The sequence below is a fragment of the Actinokineospora sp. UTMC 2448 genome (assembly GCF_024760565.1).
Taxonomy (GTDB): Bacteria; Actinomycetota; Actinomycetes; order Mycobacteriales; family Pseudonocardiaceae; genus Actinokineospora; species Actinokineospora fastidiosa.
The window spans coordinates 4,325,463-4,344,420 of record NZ_CP031087.1; the positions used below are offsets into that span (position 1 = coordinate 4,325,463).

General features: G+C 68.7%; 11 protein-coding genes and 2 pseudogenes. 8 read left to right on the top strand and 5 right to left on the bottom strand.

The window, feature by feature from the left end; translation table 11 throughout:
- The first annotated feature begins 82 nt into the window (after positions 1 to 82).
- A complete protein-coding gene (locus tag Actkin_RS19675) occupies positions 83 to 1,429 on the top strand; it encodes a cation:dicarboxylate symporter family transporter (RefSeq protein ID WP_258903727.1) in 1,347 nt (448 codons plus the stop codon).
- A gap of 70 nt (positions 1,430 to 1,499) precedes the next feature.
- Here Actkin_RS19675 and Actkin_RS19680 read toward each other — a convergent pair whose 3' ends face one another.
- From Actkin_RS19680 to uvrA, 3 genes are all read right to left on the bottom strand, one after another.
- Positions 1,500 to 3,431: a YcaO-like family protein gene (locus tag Actkin_RS19680; protein WP_258903729.1), complete on the bottom strand. Its 1,932-nt coding sequence runs from the start codon at positions 3,429 to 3,431 to the stop codon at positions 1,500 to 1,502.
- Complete coding sequence (locus tag Actkin_RS19685) at positions 3,421 to 3,615, bottom strand: hypothetical protein (RefSeq protein WP_258903730.1); 195 nt, start codon at positions 3,613 to 3,615, stop codon at positions 3,421 to 3,423. The genes Actkin_RS19680 and Actkin_RS19685 overlap by 11 nt, the downstream gene beginning before the upstream one ends.
- A gap of 101 nt (positions 3,616 to 3,716) precedes the next feature.
- Positions 3,717 to 6,569 carry an excinuclease ABC subunit UvrA gene (uvrA, locus tag Actkin_RS19690; RefSeq protein WP_258903731.1) on the bottom strand — a complete coding sequence of 951 codons (2,853 nt, stop codon included), beginning with the start codon at positions 6,567 to 6,569 and terminating at the stop codon, positions 3,717 to 3,719.
- 241 nt (positions 6,570 to 6,810) lie between these two features.
- Here uvrA and Actkin_RS19695 point away from each other — a divergent pair.
- A pseudogene (locus tag Actkin_RS19695) lies at positions 6,811 to 7,431 on the top strand (maleylpyruvate isomerase N-terminal domain-containing protein); the annotation flags it as partial.
- Here Actkin_RS19695 and Actkin_RS19700 read toward each other — a convergent pair.
- Positions 7,407 to 8,564: an acyltransferase family protein gene (locus Actkin_RS19700; protein ID WP_258903733.1), complete on the bottom strand. Its 1,158-nt coding sequence runs from the start codon at positions 8,562 to 8,564 to the stop codon at positions 7,407 to 7,409. The pseudogene Actkin_RS19695 and the gene Actkin_RS19700 overlap by 25 nt on opposite strands.
- A gap of 87 nt (positions 8,565 to 8,651) precedes the next feature.
- Between Actkin_RS19700 and Actkin_RS19705 the strand changes: the two genes are divergently transcribed.
- The 6 genes and pseudogenes from Actkin_RS19705 to rnhA all read left to right on the top strand — a co-directional run bounded on the left by Actkin_RS19705 (position 8,652) and on the right by rnhA (position 17,937).
- A complete protein-coding gene (locus tag Actkin_RS19705; protein WP_258903734.1) occupies positions 8,652 to 9,329 on the top strand; it encodes an MBL fold metallo-hydrolase in 678 nt (225 codons plus the stop codon).
- A gap of 635 nt (positions 9,330 to 9,964) precedes the next feature.
- The gene (locus Actkin_RS19710) at positions 9,965 to 11,710 is read left to right on the top strand and encodes an HsdM family class I SAM-dependent methyltransferase (RefSeq protein WP_258903736.1); all 1,746 of its coding nucleotides are present in this window, start codon (positions 9,965 to 9,967) and stop codon (positions 11,708 to 11,710) included.
- On the top strand, positions 11,707 to 12,951 hold the full coding sequence (locus Actkin_RS19715; protein ID WP_258903737.1) for a restriction endonuclease subunit S: 1,245 nt from the start codon (positions 11,707 to 11,709) through the stop codon (positions 12,949 to 12,951). Before Actkin_RS19710 ends, Actkin_RS19715 begins: the two co-directional genes overlap by 4 nt.
- On the top strand, positions 12,951 to 16,085 hold the full coding sequence (locus Actkin_RS19720; RefSeq protein WP_258903739.1) for a type I restriction endonuclease subunit R: 3,135 nt from the start codon (positions 12,951 to 12,953) through the stop codon (positions 16,083 to 16,085). The genes Actkin_RS19715 and Actkin_RS19720 overlap by 1 nt, the downstream gene beginning before the upstream one ends.
- 1,182 nt (positions 16,086 to 17,267) lie before the next feature.
- Positions 17,268 to 17,402, top strand: a pseudogene (locus tag Actkin_RS19725) (MBL fold metallo-hydrolase); the annotation flags it as partial.
- Between the two features lie 52 nt (positions 17,403 to 17,454).
- Entirely contained in the window at positions 17,455 to 17,937 is a 483-nt protein-coding gene (gene rnhA, locus Actkin_RS19730; protein ID WP_258903741.1) for a ribonuclease HI, read from the top strand.
- On the opposite strand, the gene Actkin_RS19735 is transcribed toward rnhA, so the two are convergent.
- Positions 17,897 to 18,787, bottom strand: coding sequence for an XRE family transcriptional regulator (locus Actkin_RS19735; RefSeq protein ID WP_189210994.1), 891 nt, complete (start codon positions 18,785 to 18,787; stop codon positions 17,897 to 17,899). The genes rnhA and Actkin_RS19735 overlap by 41 nt on opposite strands.
- Between the last annotated feature and the right edge of the window lie 171 nt (positions 18,788 to 18,958).

Below are 18,958 nucleotides of genomic sequence, written 5' to 3' on the forward strand. Positions count from 1 at the left end.
CCGTGTACGCAATGAACACAATCGTGACCGGCGCCACATCCGCCGCCAGGGTCTTGGCCATCACCAGACCCTGGAGGCACCCGTGTCAGGCCCCCGCCGCGACCGCACGCACTGGCTCTACCTCGCCGTCATCGCCGCCGTAGTGCTCGGCGTCGGCATCGGCCTCATCGCGCCCGACCTCGCCAAGGACCTCAAGCCGCTGGGCACCGGGTTCGTCGACCTGATCAAGATGATGATCAGCCCGATCATCTTCTGCACCATCGTGCTGGGCATCGGCTCGGTGACCAAGGCGGCCAGCGTCGGCCGGGTCGGCGGGCTGGCCCTGGGCTACTTCCTGGTGATGTCGACCGTCGCGCTGGTGATCGGCCTGGTCGTCGGCAACCTGCTGCACCCCGGCGACGGCCTGCGGCTGACCGATGAGGTCGCGGCGACGGGCGCGTCCCAGGTCAAGGAGTCGGAGTCCACGACGGAGTTCATCCTCGGGATCATCCCGTCGACGCTGCTGTCGTCGCTGACCGAGGGCGAGGTGCTGCAGGCCCTGCTGGTGGCGCTGCTGGTCGGGTTCGCGCTGCAGCGCATGGGGCCCGCGGGCGAGCCGGTCCTGCGCGGCATCGGGCACCTGCAGAAGCTCGTGTTCCGCGTGCTGGCGATGATCATGTGGCTGGCGCCGGTCGGCGCGTTCGGCGCGATCGCCGCGGTGGTCGGCGAGACCGGCATCGACGCGGTCAAGAGCCTCGCGGTGATCATGCTCGGCTTCTACGCGACCTGCCTGGTGTTCGTCGTGGCCGTGCTGGGCACGATGCTGTGGCTGGTGGCGCGGGTCAACCTGTTCTCCCTGCTGCGCTACCTGGGCCGGGAGTTCCTGCTGATCCTGTCGACGTCGTCGTCGGAGGTGGCGCTGCCCCGGCTGATCGCGAAGATGGAGCACCTGGGCGTGAGCAGGCCGGTCGTGGGCATCACCGTGCCGACCGGGTACTCGTTCAACCTCGACGGCACCGCGATCTACCTGACGATGGCGACGCTGTTCGTGGCCAACGCGACGGGCGCGCCGCTCTCGGCGGGCGAGCAGATCTCCCTGCTGGTGTTCATGATCATCGCGTCGAAGGGCGCCGCGGGCGTGACCGGCGCAGGCCTGGCGACGCTGGCGGGCGGCCTGCAGTCCCACCGCCCCGACCTCGTCGACGGCGTCGGCCTGATCGTGGGCATCGACCGGTTCATGTCCGAGGCGCGGGCGCTGACCAACTTCGCGGGCAACGCCGTGGCCACGGTCCTGATCGGCACCTGGACCAAGGGCTTCGACCGGGCGCGCGCGCAGGCGGTCCTCTCCGGCGGCGCACCCTTCGACGAGACCACGATGACCGACGATCACGGCACCTCCGCGCAACCGGAACGCCAACTGGCCGGAACCTCGGCGACCGCCGCTCGTTGAGCAGACCGAACCGCCCGCGTCCCGATGCCCCCGGGACCACGGGCGGTTCGGTGTTTCCGGGATTCGGCCGCTACCAGATCGGGTGGACCGGCCTGCGGTGGGCGGGCAGGAGGCGGGGGCGCAGCCTCGGCACCGCCACCCGGTCGTTGCCGAAGCCGTAGGACAGCGGCTGCAGGCCCGCGCTCACCGCCCGGACGACCCGGAACGGGCCGGTGGCGACGTCGGCGCTGGTCACGTCGACCAGCGCCACCCGGATGCCCGTGGCGCCCAGGACGCCCGCGAGGTCGTCGGCTGATGCGGGGGCGCCGGTCTCCGGGAGGTCGCCGAGGCGGGTGGTGCCGCCGCAGCGGAGGCGGTCGAAGGCGACGACGCGGTCGGGGCGGAAGTAGTAGGCGGCGTGGTCGAGCATGCCGCGCACGTCCTCCGGTCGCGCCGGGACCGGGTGCGCCCTCTCCCGCAGCAGCATCGTCAGGTGCGGGGCGCTCTGGGCGAGTTCGAGGATGGCCTGGCGCACTGCCTCCCTCGGGTCGCGTGCGGAACCGAGGCCGATGGCGATGCCGGGCAGCCGCTTGCCGTCGCCGAGGGCGAGCGCGGCGGCGGTGGCGCCGTAGGTGCTGGTGGGCAGCAGGTGCACCTCGACGGTGTGGCCCTCGTCGGTCAGCGCGTCCACGGCGTCGGCCAGGTCGGCGTCCAGCGTGTCGTCCAGGTCGATGAACCGGCCGCGGGCGCCGGTGAGCCATGCGGCGAGCATCGCGTCGCGCTCCACGAGTTCCAGCACGGCGGACACGGCGGCGGACTCCGCGTCCGGTCCGGCGGCGAGGCCGTTGGAGGTGCCCTGGCAGATCAGGTGCTCCGGGAGCAGGGCGAGCCGGAGGTAGGCCAGGACGGCGGGCACCCACACGGGCCTGCCGTCATCGAGCCACGTGCCGCGCACCCAGGGGTGGTCGACGCGGTGGTCGAAGGGGACGAACGCGGTGCGCGCGTACTGCTGGGGCTCGTACAGCGGCAGGTCGCGGGGGTCGAGGACATCGCCGTCGAGGTCGGCCGGTCGGGCCCAGCGCAGGCGTGCGGGGTCGGGCAGGCTCGCCGCGTACCGCTCGATCGCCTCGCCGACGGCGGAGCGGATGGCCGTGGCCTCGTCCATGCCCTTGCCCCAGCCGATCGGCAGCGGGTGCGGGTGGCCGTCCTCGTCGACCCGGTGCGGCGGCGCGGCCGTGGCGACGTACGGCCCGCCGGGCAGCGGCTGGCGCACCGTGAGCCACGGGATGACGCCGGTCAGCGGGTCGACCCAGCCCGCGAGCGCCTCGACGAGTTCGGCGGGGTCGTCGGTGTCGGGCAGCGAGACGGTGCCGATGCCGTCCGCGCCGCCGCAGACCGCGCAGTCGGGCAGCGGGATCACCCGGTGCCACAGCACCTTGCCCGCCCGCACCTCGGCGACGTGGCCGCGCAGCTGGTCGGGGTCGCGCAGCAGCGCCACGACCGGGTCGTCGATCACCTCGTGCGCCACGACGGCGGTCGGGTCGTCCACGCCTGCGATGAGCGCCGCGGAGACCCGGGTGGTCGCGTCGATGAGCGCGCCGTCCACCCGCGTCGTGGCCTCGCCGTCCGGGCCGAGCAGCCCGCTCGTCCCGACCCACGCCGTGGTCTCGCCGTCGATCACCTCGGCGTCGACGCGGGTCGTGGGCTCGTCGTGGTCGGTGGCCGCGGCCGCGGCTATCCGGCGGACCCGGGCGCACTCGCCGCAGCAGGGACGCCCCGGTTCGGCCAGCGGGCCGACGTAGACCGTGTCGCCGTCCAACTCGACGATGACCGAGGGCAGCCGCGCCTGCCGCGCCCACCGGCTGGCGTCCACCCGCGTCCCGGCGACCACCGACACGGCGAGCCGGGCCCCGGCCGTCGGCCCTTGGCCGACGACGACGCGCGGGCCGAGCGCGGAGCGCAGGCGCGCCGACAGCCCGGCCGGGGTCGGCCGGGCGCTGCGGGCGCGGGGGTCACTCGGCACGAATCGCGATCTCCCGTGCCGCGCTGCCCCGCGCCCGCCCGACGAGCCGGAACTCGGCGGGGGCGGTGATGCCCTTGCGGACGTCCCAGAACCCCGGCCGGTCGTCGCCGCGCAGGGACAGCGTCGCCGCGGTGGCGCGGTGAACCTTGGCGACCTGCGCTCGCAGGTGTCGCGGGGTGGGCATGGCGGGGCCTCCTCGTGGTCTTCGTACACAGAGGAGCACCGCGGACTACTCCGGATACATCCAGACGCGCCATCGTGGCGCGGGCCGCACCGCCGGGCAACTCAGAGGACCTTGGCGAGGAACCTCCCGGTGTGGCTCTCGGCCACCGCGACGATGTCCTCCGGGGTGCCCTCGGCCACGACCATGCCGCCGCCGGAGCCGCCCTCGGGGCCGAGGTCGATGATCCAGTCCGACGTCTTGATCACGTCGAGGTTGTGCTCGATGACGATGACCGTGTTGCCCTTGTCCACCAGGCCGTTGATCACGCCGAGGAGCTTGCGGATGTCCTCGAAGTGCAGGCCGGTCGTGGGCTCGTCGAGGATGTAGACCGTCTTCCCGGTGGAGCGCTTCTGCAGCTCGCTGGCCAGCTTCACCCGCTGGGCCTCGCCGCCGGACAGCGTCGGGGCGGGCTGGCCGAGCCGGACGTAGCCGAGGCCGACGTCGACGAGGGTGTTGAGGTAGCGGTGGATGGCCTTGATCGGCTCGAAGAACTCCGCCGCCTCCTCGATGGGCATGTCCAGCACCTCGGCGATGGTCTTGCCCTTGTAGTGCACCTCCAGGGTCTCCCGGTTGTACCGGGCGCCCTTGCACACCTCGCACGGGACGTACACGTCCGGCAGGAAGTTCATCTCGATCTTGATCGTGCCGTCGCCAGCGCACGCCTCGCAGCGGCCGCCCTTGACGTTGAACGAGAACCGGCCCGGCTGGTAGCCGCGCACCTTCGCCTCGGTGGTGGAGGCGAACAGCTTGCGGATGTTGTCGAACACGCCGGTGTAGGTCGCCGGGTTGGACCGCGGCGTGCGCCCGATCGGCGACTGGTCGACCTGCACCAGCTTGTCCAGCGCGCCCAGGCCGTTGACCCGGGTGTGCCTGCCGGGAACCTGGCGCGCGCCGTTGAGCTTGTTCGCCAGCACCGTCGCCAGGATGTCGTTGACCAAAGTGGACTTGCCGGAGCCGGACACGCCGGTGACCGAGATCAGGCAGCCCAGCGGGAACGACACGTCGATGCCGCGCAGGTTGTGCTCGCGCGCGCCCACGACCGTCAGCTGGCGCTTGCGGTCGATCGGGCGGCGCATCGCGGGCGTCGGGATCTCCTCCCGCCGCGCCAGGTACGCGCCCGTCATCGACTTCTTGTTCTTCAGCAGCTCCTTGAAGGTGCCGCTGTGCACGACCTGGCCGCCGTGCTCGCCCGCGCCGGGCCCGATGTCGACGACCCAGTCCGACGCGCGGATGGTGTCCTCGTCGTGCTCGACGACGATCAGCGTGTTGCCCAGGTTGCGCAGCCGGGTCAGCGTCTCGATGAGCCGGTGGTTGTCGCGCTGGTGCAGGCCGATCGACGGCTCGTCCAGCACGTACAGCACGCCGACCAGGCCGGAGCCGATCTGGGTGGCCAGCCGGATGCGCTGCGCCTCGCCGCCGGAGAGCGTCCCGGCGGCGCGGTCGAGCGAGAGGTAGTCCAGGCCGACGTCGAGCAGGAAGCGCAGCCGGGCCTGGATCTCCTTGAGCACGGCGCCCGCGATCATCGCCTCCCGGGTGCCCAGCCGGAGGCCGTCGAGGAAGCGCGCGCACTCGCTGATCGACATGGCCGAGACCTCGGCGATCGAGCGGTCGCCCTGGTCGGCGTGGGCGAGGGTGACGGCGAGGATCTCCGGCTTGAGCCGGGTGCCCTGGCAGGCGGGACAGGGCACCTCCCGCATGTAGCCCTCGTACTTCTCCCGCATGAACTCCGACTCGGTCTGCTCCTGGCGGCGCTCCAGGAACGGGATGACGCCCTCGTAGTTGGCGTAGTACGAGCGCTCCCTGCCGTAGCGGTTCTTGTAGCGGACGTGCACCTGGTCGCCGATGCCGTGCAGGACGGCCTTCTGCGCCTTGGCGGGCAGCCGCCGCCACGGGGTGTCCATCCGGAACCCGACGGTCTCGGCGAGCGCGCCGAGCAGGCGGGTGAAGTACTCCGCGGTCTGGCCACCGGCCCACGGCGCGATGGCGCCGTCCTCCAGGGACAGCTCATCGTCGGGGACGACCAGCTCCGGGTCGACCTCCATCCGCACGCCCAGGCCGGTGCACTGCGGGCAGGCGCCGTAGGGCGAGTTGAAGGAGAACGAGCGCGGCTCCAGGTCCTCGACGCCCAGCGGGTGGCCGTTGGGGCAGGCCAGGTGCTCGGAGAAGCCGCGGCGGCGCTGGGCGTCGTGCTCGTCGAGGTCGACGAAGTCCAGCTCGACCAGGCCGTCGGCCAGCCGCAGCGCGGTCTCGACGGAGTCGGTGAGCCGCTGCTTGGCGCTGGCCTTCACCGTCAGCCGGTCGATCACGACGGCGATCTCGTGCTTCTCCTGCTTCTTCAGCTTCGGCGGGTCGCTGAGCTGGTGCAGCACGCCGTCGACCAGGGCGCGCGCGTAGCCCTGGGTCTGCAGCTGGGCGAAGAGGTCGACGTACTCGCCCTTGCGGCCGCGGATGACCGGCGCGAGCACCTGGAAGCGGGTGCCCTCCGGCATGGCCAGCACCTGGTCGACGATCTGCTGCGGGGTCTGCCTGCTGATCGCCTCCCCGCAGGCGGGGCAGTGCGGCTTGCCCGCGCGGGCGTAGAGCAGGCGCAGGTAGTCGTAGACCTCGGTGATGGTGCCCACGGTGGAGCGCGGGTTGCGGCTGGTGGACTTCTGGTCGATCGACACCGCGGGCGAGAGGCCCTCGATGAAGTCCACGTCGGGCTTGTCCATCTGGCCGAGGAACTGCCGCGCGTACGCCGAGAGCGATTCCACGTACCGGCGCTGGCCCTCGGCGAAGATGGTGTCGAACGCCAGGCTCGACTTGCCGGACCCGGACAGGCCGGTGAACACGATCAGGCTGTCCCGGGGCAGGTCGAGGTCGACGCCGCGCAGGTTGTGCTCCCGGGCGCCGCGAACGACAAGGCGGTCTGCCACTGCAGGTCCCTTCGGTCGAGCAGGTTGGTCCCGTCGTCGCTGGTTACGGGCAGACGCGCGACGGGATGAGCGGCCACGGAGGTGGCCGGTGCGCATGCTAGGCGGGTGCACCGACAATTCTGGCGGGCGTGCTTGCCCGATGCACCCGCGGAGCGGTACCCGAGAGTAGCCGAAAGCCCCTAACCTGGGTGGAGGGCGGCGCTGCTCCGTTCACCAGTCACCCACGCGTTAGGGACGTTCTATGACGGGATCTACCGCGACCTCCGTATCCGCCGACCGCGCCGCGGCCGCGCTGGCGGCCGTGCGGGAGGCGACGGGCCCGCTGGTGGCGGCGGTGTCCGGGCTGACCCAGCGCGACCTCGCCGGGCCGAGCCTGCTGCCCGGCTGGACGCGCGGGCACGTGGTGAGCCACCTCGCCCGCAACGCCGACGCCCTGGTGAACCTGCTCACCTGGACGCGCACCGGCATCGAGCACCCGGCCTACCCCAGCCGCGCCGACCGCGACGCCGACATCGCCGACGGGTCCGACCGGATGGCCCGCGTGCAGCGCGAGGACCTGATCGCCGCGGGCGAGCGGTTCCTGCACGAGGCCGCCCGCATGGACCCCGACGCCTGGTCGGCCACGCTGACCCACCCGTCCGGCAGGCCGATGACCGCGGCCGAGATCCCCGAGCTGCGGCTGTTCGAGATCTGGGTGCACCTGGTCGACCTCGACGCGGGCCCGGACTTCACCACCGTCGACCCCGCGCACCTCGACCTGCTGCTGGAGGTCGCCACGCGTGGCCGCCGCGCCGACGACGGGCCGGTCACGCTCGCCGTCGAGCTGCCCGACGGGCGTCAGGCGTCGTTCCGGCTGGCGGGTTCGGCGGCCAGGACCGTGGCGGGCCCGGCGGCGGCGGTGCTGGGCTGGCTGACCGGGCGCGGCCCGGCGACCGGGCTGACCGGCGAGCCGCCGGAGCTGGGCCCCTGGGGCTGAGCCCGCCGCCCGCCGGTCAGCCAGGCGTGCGCGGGCCGCTCGACCACGCGCGTGAGCAGCCAGCCGAGGACCACCGCGGCGATGAGGCAGGTCAGGAACCGGCCGACCTGGCCGACGCCCATGTCGACGAGCAGGCGGGCGATGACGTAGCCCAGCTCCTGGTGGACGAGGTACACGCCGAAGGAGATGCCGCCGAGCCAGGTGATCGGCCGGGCCAGCGGGCCCACGTTCCAGTCCGGCCCGCCCGCGGCGGCGGCGAGCACGAGCAGCGCGATCCCGAACGCGGCGGTGGAGGCGGTGTCCTCCGAGCGCGTGTGCACCTCCATCCCGATGAGCATGGCGACGCTGTAAGCGGTCAGGTGGAAGCCCGACAGGCGGTCCTGCGTCCACAGCCACACCGCGACGCCGACGCCGAACACGGCCGCGCGGTGCAGGGTCATGCCGTCGTACACGAGCCGGAGCAGGCCGTCCTCCTGGCGGCGGATCAGCAGCTGGACCACGACGGGGACGACGATCAGCGCCCAGAGCAGGGCCATCAGCGCGGGGCCCCGCAGCCACCGGCGCGGCGCGAGGAGCGCGGCGACGGCGAAGGCGAGCACCTGGGCCGACATCGTCCAGTAGGAGCCGTCGATGAAGTGGAACTCCGGCGACCAGGTCTGGATGAGCAGCACGTTGGCGAACAGATCGGTGCTGTCGGGCGTGTACCACCCGAAGCGGGGCGCGGCGACCCGCAGGACGGCGTACGTGACGACCGCGGCGACGAGGTACGGCGGGAGCACCCGGGCGAGCTTGTGCCCCAGCCACCGGGCCGTGCGGCCGCGCCGGACGGTGACGCAGATGAAGTAGGCGGAGACGACGAGCAGCGTGTTCGCGCCGAACAGCACCGGCAGGTGCACCGCGAACGGACCGAGCTCGGGGTGGACGACCGGGCCGTCCCGGGTGATGTGCCCGACGACGACGGCGAGGACGGCGACGACGCGGACCACGTCCCAGCTGACCTTGCGCTCAGTCTTCGCCACGGCTCACACCAGGATGATCAGGTTACGGACCGGTAACACCTTAGACCGTACAGAGCAGCGTGATCGCAGCGGGTACCGTCACCCCTCGTGGAGCTTGTCGACGACTACACCGGCCACGTTCCCCCCGACGGCCCGGCCGCCCGCCGCACCCTGCCCGCCCTGACGGTCACCAAGGTCTCGGTCGGGCCGATGGACAACAACGCCTACCTGCTGACGTGCCGCGCCACCCGCCAGTCGCTGCTCATCGACGCCGCGAACGACCCGGCCCGCCTGTCGGACCTGATCGGCCACGGCCCCGACCGCCCGACGCTGCGCACGATCGTCACCACCCACCAGCACGCCGACCACTGGCAGGCCCTCGGCGCCGTGGCGGGCGCGTTCGGCGCGGAGACCGTCGCCCACCCGCTGGACGCCGACCCCCTCCCGGTCCCCCCGGACCACCTGGTCGAGCACGGCGCCCGCATCACGGTGGGCGAGTGCGAGCTGGAGGTCATCCACCTGCGCGGCCACACCCCCGGCTCCATCGCCCTGCTCTACCGCGACCCTTCCGGCCACCCCCACCTCTTCACCGGCGACTCCCTCTTCCCTGGCGGTCCTGGACGGACAACAAGCCCGGAGGACTTCAAGAGCCTGATGGACGACTTGGAGGCCCGGGTCTTCGGTGAACTACCCGACGACACCTGGTTCTACCCCGGCCACGGGGACGACTCCACGCTCGGAGCGGAGCGTCCCAAGCTCGGCGAGTGGCGTTCGCGCGGCTGGTGAGCTGATGGACCTCCCGGACGGGGCCGCCTGACTTATCAGGCGGCCCCGTCTGCTGTTGGCGCAGCGCGACGGGGCCTTGATCGGGGGCTGGAGGTCCGGCTCGCGTACTTGCGCCCACGCCCGATCGCGAAGTCGTCCGCACTGAGCACCGCCCGGTCACCGACTCGGGACTGGCAGCTCGTGCACCAGCCGAGGGCTGTCCTTCCCGTAGCCGGGCCCGCCTGCGCGGCCAACCTGGGCACAGTCACCCAGCCAACGTTGCCTGATGAGCTACCGGCGGGCGTGCGGGCCGACGGGTCAGTCAGCCGTGTGGTGTCGGAGTGGACCGTCGAGCGCACCGATCTGCTTCCCGTTGCTCCCTCGACCGATGGAGCCCGCTTCCAGTCGATGCCGATCTTTACACGGAGCTTGCCGACGCACGGCGCACCGACCGGCCTTAGCAAGCCGTCCATGAGTAGTAGCACGCCCCCTTGACCTGCGTGGGTGTGGTTCTCGTCGCGCCAGAGCCTTGATGCGCGATGATGCTCTTGTGACGCATCGGCTGCTGCAGACTGCGCGCCGCCTGGTCGGACAGCGCGTAAAACTCGCGTTGGGCGTCCAACATTCGTCGTCGAGTGAGCATCGTAAGGAGTCTTGTGAGCACCCTCGGTAGTTTTATCTGGTCGATTGCAGACCAACTGCGGGGTCCCTACCGCCCCAACCAGTATGGCAACGTGATCCTCCCGCTCACAATCCTGCGCCGCCTCGACTGCATCCTTGAGCGCGACCTAAAGACAGTGCGAGAGTTGGCGGCGAAGTTCGACAACCCGAACCGGCTCAAGATTGAGGTTAAAAAGGCGACCGGCCGTCCTTTCTACAACACCTCGAACTACTCCTTCACCAACTTGCTAGAGGACGCCGACGGGCTGGCGGACAACCTGGCCGACTACATCGACCGGTTCTCACCGGATATCGATGTTTTCGAATACTTCGACTTCAAGAAGGAAATTCTCGCCCTGGAGAAGGCAAAGCTACTGCGTCCGGTCATCACCTCCTTTAAGGCCGTCAACCTGCATCCGGACGTCGTCTCCAACGCAGACATGGGTGATGCTTTCGAGTACATCATCCGCAAGTTCAACGAGGCTGCGAACGAAACCTCCGGTGACCACTACACCCCGCGGGACGCGATCCGACTGCTGGTCGACTTGCTCTTCGCCGAGAAAGACGCCGAGCTGGGCGAGTCCGGTATCGTCCGCACGCTATATGACCCCACGGCGGGCACCGGCGGGATGCTCGCCCTGGCCGAGGAGCACCTGCTCCAGTACAACCCCGACGCAAAGCTGAGCTTGTTCGGGCAGGAGTACAACCCACAGTCGTACGCGATCTGCAAGTCCGACCTACTCGCCAAAGGCCACGATGCAACCAACATCGCCTTCGGCAACACTCTCACTGACGACGCTTTCAAGGGCCGCAAGTTCGACTTCTGCATGTCTAATCCGCCGTACGGCGTCGACTGGAAGCAGTATGCGAAGGCAGTCATCAAGGAGAAGGAGTCGGCTGGCCCCCACGGCCGGTTCGCTCCCGGTCTCCCGGCAACCTCTGACGGGCAGATGCTGTTCCTGCTTCACCTGGCTCACAAGATGCGGGCACCGGAGGACGGCGGCGGCCGGGCCGGGATCGTGATGAACGGCTCGCCGCTCTTCAATGGTGCCGCTGAATCCGGACCGTCCAACATCCGCAAGTGGCTACTGGAGACCGACCTGGTCGATGCCATCGTCGCACTGCCGACGAACATGTTCTTCAACACCGGCATCGCTACCTACATCTGGATCCTCGACAACACCAAACACCCCGACCGCAAGGGACGGGTCCAGCTCATCGACGGCACCTCATTCTGGACCAAGATGCGCAAGAACCTCGGTTCCAAAGGGCGCGAGATCAGCGACACCGACCGCGACAAGGTGGTAAAGCTGTACGCCGCATTCACCGACGCTGACCCGGACTACTCCAAGGTGCTGCGCAACGACGAGTTCGGCTACTGGACCATCATCGTCGAGCGGCCCCTACTCGGCGAGGACGGCAAGCCGATCGTCGACCGGAAGGGCAAGCTCAAGCCGGACGCCAAGAAACGCGACGCCGAGAACGTCTCGTTCACCTACGGTGGCTCGACAGCCGGAGCGGACGGCAAGACCGAGGTGATCCAGGCATACTTCGACGCCGAGGTGAAGCCACACGTCCCCGACGCTTGGATCGACTGGGCCAAGGTCAAGACTGGCTACGAGATCCCCTTCACCCGCCACTTCTACAAGTATGTCCCTCCACGCCCCCTCGCCGAGATCGACGCCGACCTGGAGAAGCAGGTTGCCAAGATCCTCGACCTGCTGCGGGAGGTGGAGGGGTGACGAAGGCACAGTTCGATCTCGAGCAGGCTTGGGCCAGCAAGGTTCCGAGCCACTGGCGCTGGACTCGGAACAAGGAGCTGCTGGTCGAGTCGCAGGCCGTCACTGTCGATGGCTCGGAGGAGCTCCTCAGCGTTTCGCATTTGACAGGGGTCACTCCGAAGTCGCAGAAGAACGTGACGATGACTGCTGCTGAAAATCTCGACGGCTACCGTCTGGTGAAAAGCGGCGATCTTGTCATCAACACGATGTGGGCGTGGATGGGAGCGCTCGGCGTTGCGAGGCAGCCCGGGATCGTGAGCCCGGCGTATGGCGTTTACAGCGCACGCACAGAGGCGCCCTTCAATCCGGCATTCTATGACTACCTCTACCGATCGACCCCGTACGTGATGGAGATGACTCGAAACTCACGCGGCATCTGGTCCTCGCGGCTACGGCTCTACCCAGATGTCTTCCTACGCATGGCGATCCCGGTACCGCCGCCGGATGAGCAGCGCGCCATCGCCGACTATCTCGCCCGCGAGACCGACCGCATCGACACGCTCATCAAGGAGCAGCAGCGCCTCATCAAGATGCTTCGCGAGCGTCGTCAGGCTGTCATCGATGCGTCGTTCTCTCCTCTTGGTGAACCCAACGTCCAACTGCGCCGATACATCAAGTTCCTGACGAGCGGCTCCCGTGGCTGGGGCGACTACTACGCGGATCAGGGGAAGCGTTTCCTTCGGATCGGGAACCTGCCGCGAGCCAACCTCGAAATCGGTGGTGACATCCAGCTCGTGGACCTTCCAGCCAACGTGACAGAGGGCTCGCGAACGATGCTCCAGGAAGGCGACTTGCTCCTGTCGATCACCGCATATCTGGGCTCCGTAGCCGTGGTCGAGGGCGATTGGGTGGGCGCGTATGTCAGCCAGCACGTCGCTCTCTGCCGTCTGGAACGCGATCGGGTGGATCCGAGATTCATCGGCTGGTTCATGCTCACCACGACAGGTCAGGACGAACTCAACGAAGGCGCAGCGGGCGGCGCGAAGATGCAGCTGGCGCTCGACGATATTAAGGGCCTTCGGGTGCCGACGGCCCCCATTCAGCAGCAGCGCCGCATTGCTGCACACCTGGATAGGCAGACTGCCAAGATCGATGAGCTGGTCACCGAGAGTGAGCGGTTCATCGAGCTAGCTCGTGAGCGGCGTACTGCGCTGATGACGGCCGCGGTGACGGGGCAGATCGACGTTCGGGAGTCGGTGTGATGGACCACCACGAGGGCGTCTTCGAGTCCGAGATCTGCGATTATCTGGCCGACCACGGGTGGTTCTATTCAACAGATGACACCGGATACGACCGGGAGCGTGCACTGTTCCCCGAGGACCTGTTCGCGTGGCTGGAGGAGACCCAGCACGCGGCGTACGAGAAGGCCCTGAGAGCCGCGGGGTCGCAAGCGAAGTTCCTCGACGTGCTAGCCACGACGCTCGACAAGCCGCTCGAACACGGCGGTGGGATGCTGAACATCCTGCGCAACGGCGTGCAGTACATCGGCGGCGGCCGGTTGAAGTTGGCGCAGTTCCGCCCCGAGACCAGCCTGAACACGACCACCTCTGAGCAGTACGCCGCGATGCGGGTTCGGGTGATGCGGCAGGTGCATTTCTCCACCGCTGATCAGCGCAGCATCGACCTGGTCTTCTTCATCAACGGGCTCCCGGTCGCCACCGTCGAGTTGAAGACCGACTTCACCCAGTCGCTCGATGAGGCGATCAACCAGTACCGCAAGAACCGGAACCCACTGACCAACGGTCGGCAGGAGCCGCTGCTGTCCTTCGGGCACCGGGCCCTGGTGCACTTCGCGGTCTCCAACGATCTGGCCGCCATGACCACCCGGCTAGAGGGCGAGAAAACGCACTTCCTGCCGTTCAACATGGGCAACGACGGCGGTGCAGGCAACCCGCCTGCCGTGGGCGGGCGGTCGGCGACGGCGTACCTGTGGGAGCGAGTCTGGGAGAAGCACGCCTGGCTCAGCATCATCGGTCGGCTGATGATCGTGGAGACCAAGGAGGAATGGGACGTCGCCACCGGCACCTCGGTGCGGCGCACGAGCATGCTCTTCCCACGGTTCCACCAGTGGGAGGCCGTGACGAACATCGTGGAGGCGGTGCGCGAAGAAGGTGTGGGGCAGCGCTACCTGATCGAGCACTCGGCAGGGTCGGGGAAGACGAACACCATCGCCTGGACCGCGCATCGGCTGGCACGGCTGCATGTCAACGACAAGAAGGTCTTCGACTCGGTGATCGTGGTCGTCGACCGCACCGTCCTCGACGGGCAACTCCAGGAGGCGATCCGGCAGATCGACGGTTCAGGGAAGATCGTGGCCACAATCAGCCCGGAGGATGTCCGCAAGGCGGGAGCCAAGTCGAAGTCCGGGCTGTTAGCGTCGGCGTTGAAGAACGGTGAGCTGATCATCGCGGTTACGGTGCAGACCTTCCCGTTCGCCCTCGACGAGATCCGCGCTGACAAGGGCCTGAAAGGCAAGCGATTCGCGGTGATCGCGGACGAGGCGCACTCCTCGCAGGCTGGGGGTATGTCCGCCAAGCTCAAGGCAGTGTTGACCGCCGAGGAGATCAAGGAGATCGAGGAGGGCGGCTCAGTCGACGTCGAGTCGATCCTAGCCGCGGAAATGGCTGAGCGGGCCGAGTCGAAGAACATCTCCTACTTCGCGTTCACCGCGACGCCGAAGAACAAGACACTCGAGCTCTTTGGCCGCAAGGGGCCCGACGGGAAGCCGGTCGAGTTCCACCTCTACTCGATGCGGCAGGCGATCGAGGAGGGCTACATCCTCGACGTGCTCAGGGGCTACCAGTCCTACGACACCGCGCTGAAGATCGCCGGTCAGGCCGAGAGCGGCGACGGTGAGGTGGTGGTGGAGGAAGCAGCGGCGGTGAAGGGGTTGATGCGGTGGGTGAAGCTGCACCCCACCAACATCAGCCAGAAAGTGCAGATCATCGTCGAGCACTTCCACATCAACGTCGCCCACCTGCTGGAGGGCAAGGCGAAGGCGATGGTCGTGACCGACTCGCGCAAGGCTGCGGTGAAGTACAAGAAAGCGATCGACGCCTACATCGCCAACCGGGCCGCCGTCGACGACTCATACAACTACCGCGCCCTGGTCGCCTTCTCCGGCTCGGTTACGATGGCGGAGGACGAGGTGTGGGTCTCTGACTGGGGGCCGCAGCCGAGCAAGGACGACGAGTTCACCGAGGCCAACCTGAACCCCGGCGCGGGCGCGGACCTGGCCGCCGCCTTCAAGGGCACGACCTACCAGATCATGTTGGTCGCCAACAAGTTCCAGACCGGGTTCGACCAGCCGCTGCTCTCAGCGATGTACATCGACAAGAAGCTCGCCGGTGTGACCGCGGTGCAGACGCTCTCGCGGCTCAACCGCACCCATCGCACCGCGGGCGGCGAGCAGAAGCGCAAGACGTTCGTCATCGACTTCGTGAACAAGCCCGAGGACATCAAGGCAGCGTTCGAGCCGTACTTCACCAACGCCACCTTGGAGACCGAGACCGACCCATACGTCGTGTTCCACCTTGCGACCAAGCTGGCCCAGGCTGGGATCTACACCCCAGAGCAGGTGCGCGAGGTCGCCGAACTTTGGGTCACCCGGAAGGGCAACAACGCGCTCTCGGCTGCCATCAGCCCGGCCAAGAACGAGTTCGCCCGCCGCTACGCGGCCGCGATCGAGGCCGACGACAAGGTCACGCTCAACACCCTCGATCTGTTCCGCAAGGATGTCTCCACCTTGGTCCGGCTCTACGACTTCATGAGCCAGATCGTCGACTACGGCGACCCGCAAATGGAGATGCTGTCGATCTTCCTGCGGCTCTTTGAGAGAGTCATCGCCGATTCATCCTGGTCCGCTGCGGTCGATCTCTCCGATGTGGTCCTAGTCGGGGTCAACCTCAACAAGAGAGCCCCGGTCGACATCTCGCTCACCGGCGACGGTGAGCTGAAAGGCATCAGCGCCGCGGGCACCGGAACCCGCAAGGAGCCGAAGTACGTCGCGCTTCAGGTCGTCATCGACAAGATGAACGACCTGTTCGGCGCCGAGTCATTCACCGCGTGGCAGGTTCGCGAGTTCGTGCTGGGACTGGTGCAACGGCTGCTGGCCTACCCGGATCTGATCAACCAGACCAAGGTGAACTCGAAGAAGCAGTTCATAGAGTCACAGGACTTCCACACGGCAGTCATCGAGGCGGTGGTAGACAACCAGGAGGCACACAACACCATGGCCGACTACTTCTTCAGTGACGGGCCTGGCCTCAACGCTGTCATCATCGCGATTGCGGACGCCTTCTACGAGGCCGCGATCGATCAGCAGGCCGACGTGTGAGCACCCCGACCCCGGAAAGGGAACCCGCTCGGAACAAGTTGAACAATTATAAACCCGGTGGATCGCAGGCTTGAGGTTGTCGTAGTGGATGTTCCAGGTGGGAACCTAACCCGACATCCGAAACGCCTTGACGTAGCCCCGCTCGTGTCCGCAAGAAGCTGTGTCAGGCTGGCTTGAGGGCACCTGCCGATGCATGCGTTGAGCTTCCGCACCGCGGGGATCTTCGGGTGGCGGCGGCCCGCATGCGTAGTTGGCGCAGCGCATCGAACACTCAGTTGGAGCGGACGGGCCCAAGCTGTCGAGGACACCGTGGCCGAGAGGGCGGCGTGGTTCGGATCGTCACGGGCCATGGTGAGGTGGGCGAGGTTGGCCAGCGTCTTGCCCAGCGATTGGTGTTGTGGAAAGCGGTCGATCGTGGCGGTGAGGTGGCTTGGGCGGAGGTGTGGTCGCCGCCGTTTACCGCCAGGTGCAGCACGGCGCGGCCAAGGTCGCGTTCGAGGTGGGCCCGTAGTAGGTGATCCAGTCCGGTTCGTCCCCGCCGCCGCGGGCGAAGGCGTCCTGCGCGTGGCCGGTGGCGGTGAGGCAGTCAGTTTCGCGGTGCGCCCGGCCAGGCCAGGGCGCGGGCGCGGTGGGTGTGCATGGCGGCGTTGACCACAGGGGCAGCCGGTCGGCGCGGACCAGGGCGGTCTCGGCGAAGTTGAGTGCGTCGTCCGGTCGCCCACCGGCCTCAGTGGCACCACCGACCCCGAACCGGAAACAACGTTCGGTTGAGCATGGGCTTTGGCGTCGAAGCTTATGCCAGCGATGTCCGCCACCGCGGAGAACAGGCGCTGCCGCACTGCTTCGGTGGCGAAGCCGCCGTGGAGCAGTGCGCGAAGGTGCTGAGTTGGGGTGACGACTGCATCGGCGGACAGGCCCGCTGCCGAAGAGGTGGTCCTGCGTGGCGAACATGCGGGCGAGGTGGCGCACCTGGTCGACCTCAGCCTGCCCGACCCGCCGCGGCCGAGAACGTCGCTCGCCATCCCGTCGTGCTGCCGCACACGCTGCCCATCAGCGAACACCACACGACCCCGTCGACTACTGTTCCACGTCGACGGCACACCTCAGGGCATACGAGTTGTCAATCTCAGCCATGGGACAGGGGTGTGCCTCGCCTTCTCGTGGGCCGACGACGCCATCGGCCTGATGGACGACTTGAAGGCGCGCGTCTTCGCCGAGCTCCCCGACAACACGTGGTTTTGCCCCGACCACGGCGACGACTCCACGCTCGGGGCTGAGCGGCCGAAGGTCGCGGAGTGGCGGGAGCGCGGCTGGTAACGCTGGTCGCGGTAAAGGGGGCGGGCAAGGGTCCGGCGCTAGGATCGCCGGCGTGCGGGACGAGGCTGTGGTGGAGATCTACACCGACGGGGCGTGCAGTGGGAATCCCGGGCCGGGTGGGTGGGGTGCGGTGCTGCGGTACGGGCGGCACGAGCGGGAGCTGTACGGCGGTGAGCCCGGGACCACGACCAACAACCGCATGGAGCTGACCGCCCCCATCCGCGCTCTGGAGACTTTGACGCGGCCGTCCGTCGTGCACATCTACACAGACAGCACCTACGTCCGCAACGGCGTCACCGCGTGGATGCCCAAGTGGAAGAGCAACGGCTGGCAGACCAGTGCCAAGCAGCCCGTCAAGAACGCCGATCTGTGGCGGGAGCTCGACGAGGCCGCCGCGCGGCATGAGGTCGAGTGGCACTGGGTCAAGGGGCACGCCGGGCATCCGGAGAACGAGCGGGCGGACCGGTTGGCGGTCAAGGGGTTGCGCGAGGGGATCACCGCCACGTCCAGCGCATCCCGTACCGCCCCGGCGTGAGGTTGTGGGCCACCATGTGCGCCGTGTGAGACGTGTCGAGGGCGACGGCGCGGGCGCGGTGGGTGTCGTCGACGTCGGAGAAGGCGACCACGTGGCGCGGGAGCGCTTCGGGGTGGAAGCCGACCTCCAGCAGGTACTCGCGCACGGGCATCCGGGGCATGTTCTCGAAGTGGTCGATGTCCGGTCCCTGGCTGGCGACCATGAACTCGTACTCGACGACGATCGTCCCCTGCGGCTCGGGCACCTGGTCGAAGCGCAGCTCGGTGGCGACCTGGCCGGTGTCATCGTCGACGTTCACCCGGCCGATCGTGCAGTTGCGGACCGGTCGCAGCGGCAGTGACCGCCCGCCCTCGTTGGCCCACGACAGCACCACCAGGCCGGTGATCCCGGGCTTCTCGGCCCGCAGGACCTGCCGGGCGCGTTCGAGGTAGCCCGACCGGTCGCGGCCGACGTCGACGCGGACGTGCAGGCTGAGCCGGGTCAGGTCGGCGTCGCGGCTGAGGTCCATGCCCTCGACCATGCGCGCGAAGTCGCTGGCCGGGGCCCAGGACGGGCCGCGGTGGACCGGCGTCGGCCTGCGGACGGCGCGGCCGCGGGGCTTGGGGGCGTCGAGGTGGGCGGCGAGCCCGCCCTCCTCCATGCCGAGCAGCTGCTCCAGCTGCGCCAGCGCGGCCAGCGACCGCGCCCGCTCGGGCTGGCTGCGCCCGGACTGCCAGTAGCTCAGCGTCGCCTGGCTCACCGGGGTGCCGCGGCGGCGGAGGTGGTCGGCGATGCGGTCGAGCGGGACGCCGCGCTCGCGCACCGCCGACCGCAGGACATCGGCGAACCGGAGCGGCTGATCGGCGTTCATGCCGAGGACCGTAATTTCCCGATCGGCGCGAGAAAAGCCCTCCCCGAGGGAACGGCGGTGTTCCCGCGCGGGGAACACCGCCGTCCGTGATCAGCCGGTCGACAACGCGGTGTCGTCAATCAGGAATGAGGTGGCGAGGTACGCGTCCTCGGTTCCGGTGAACTTGATCGT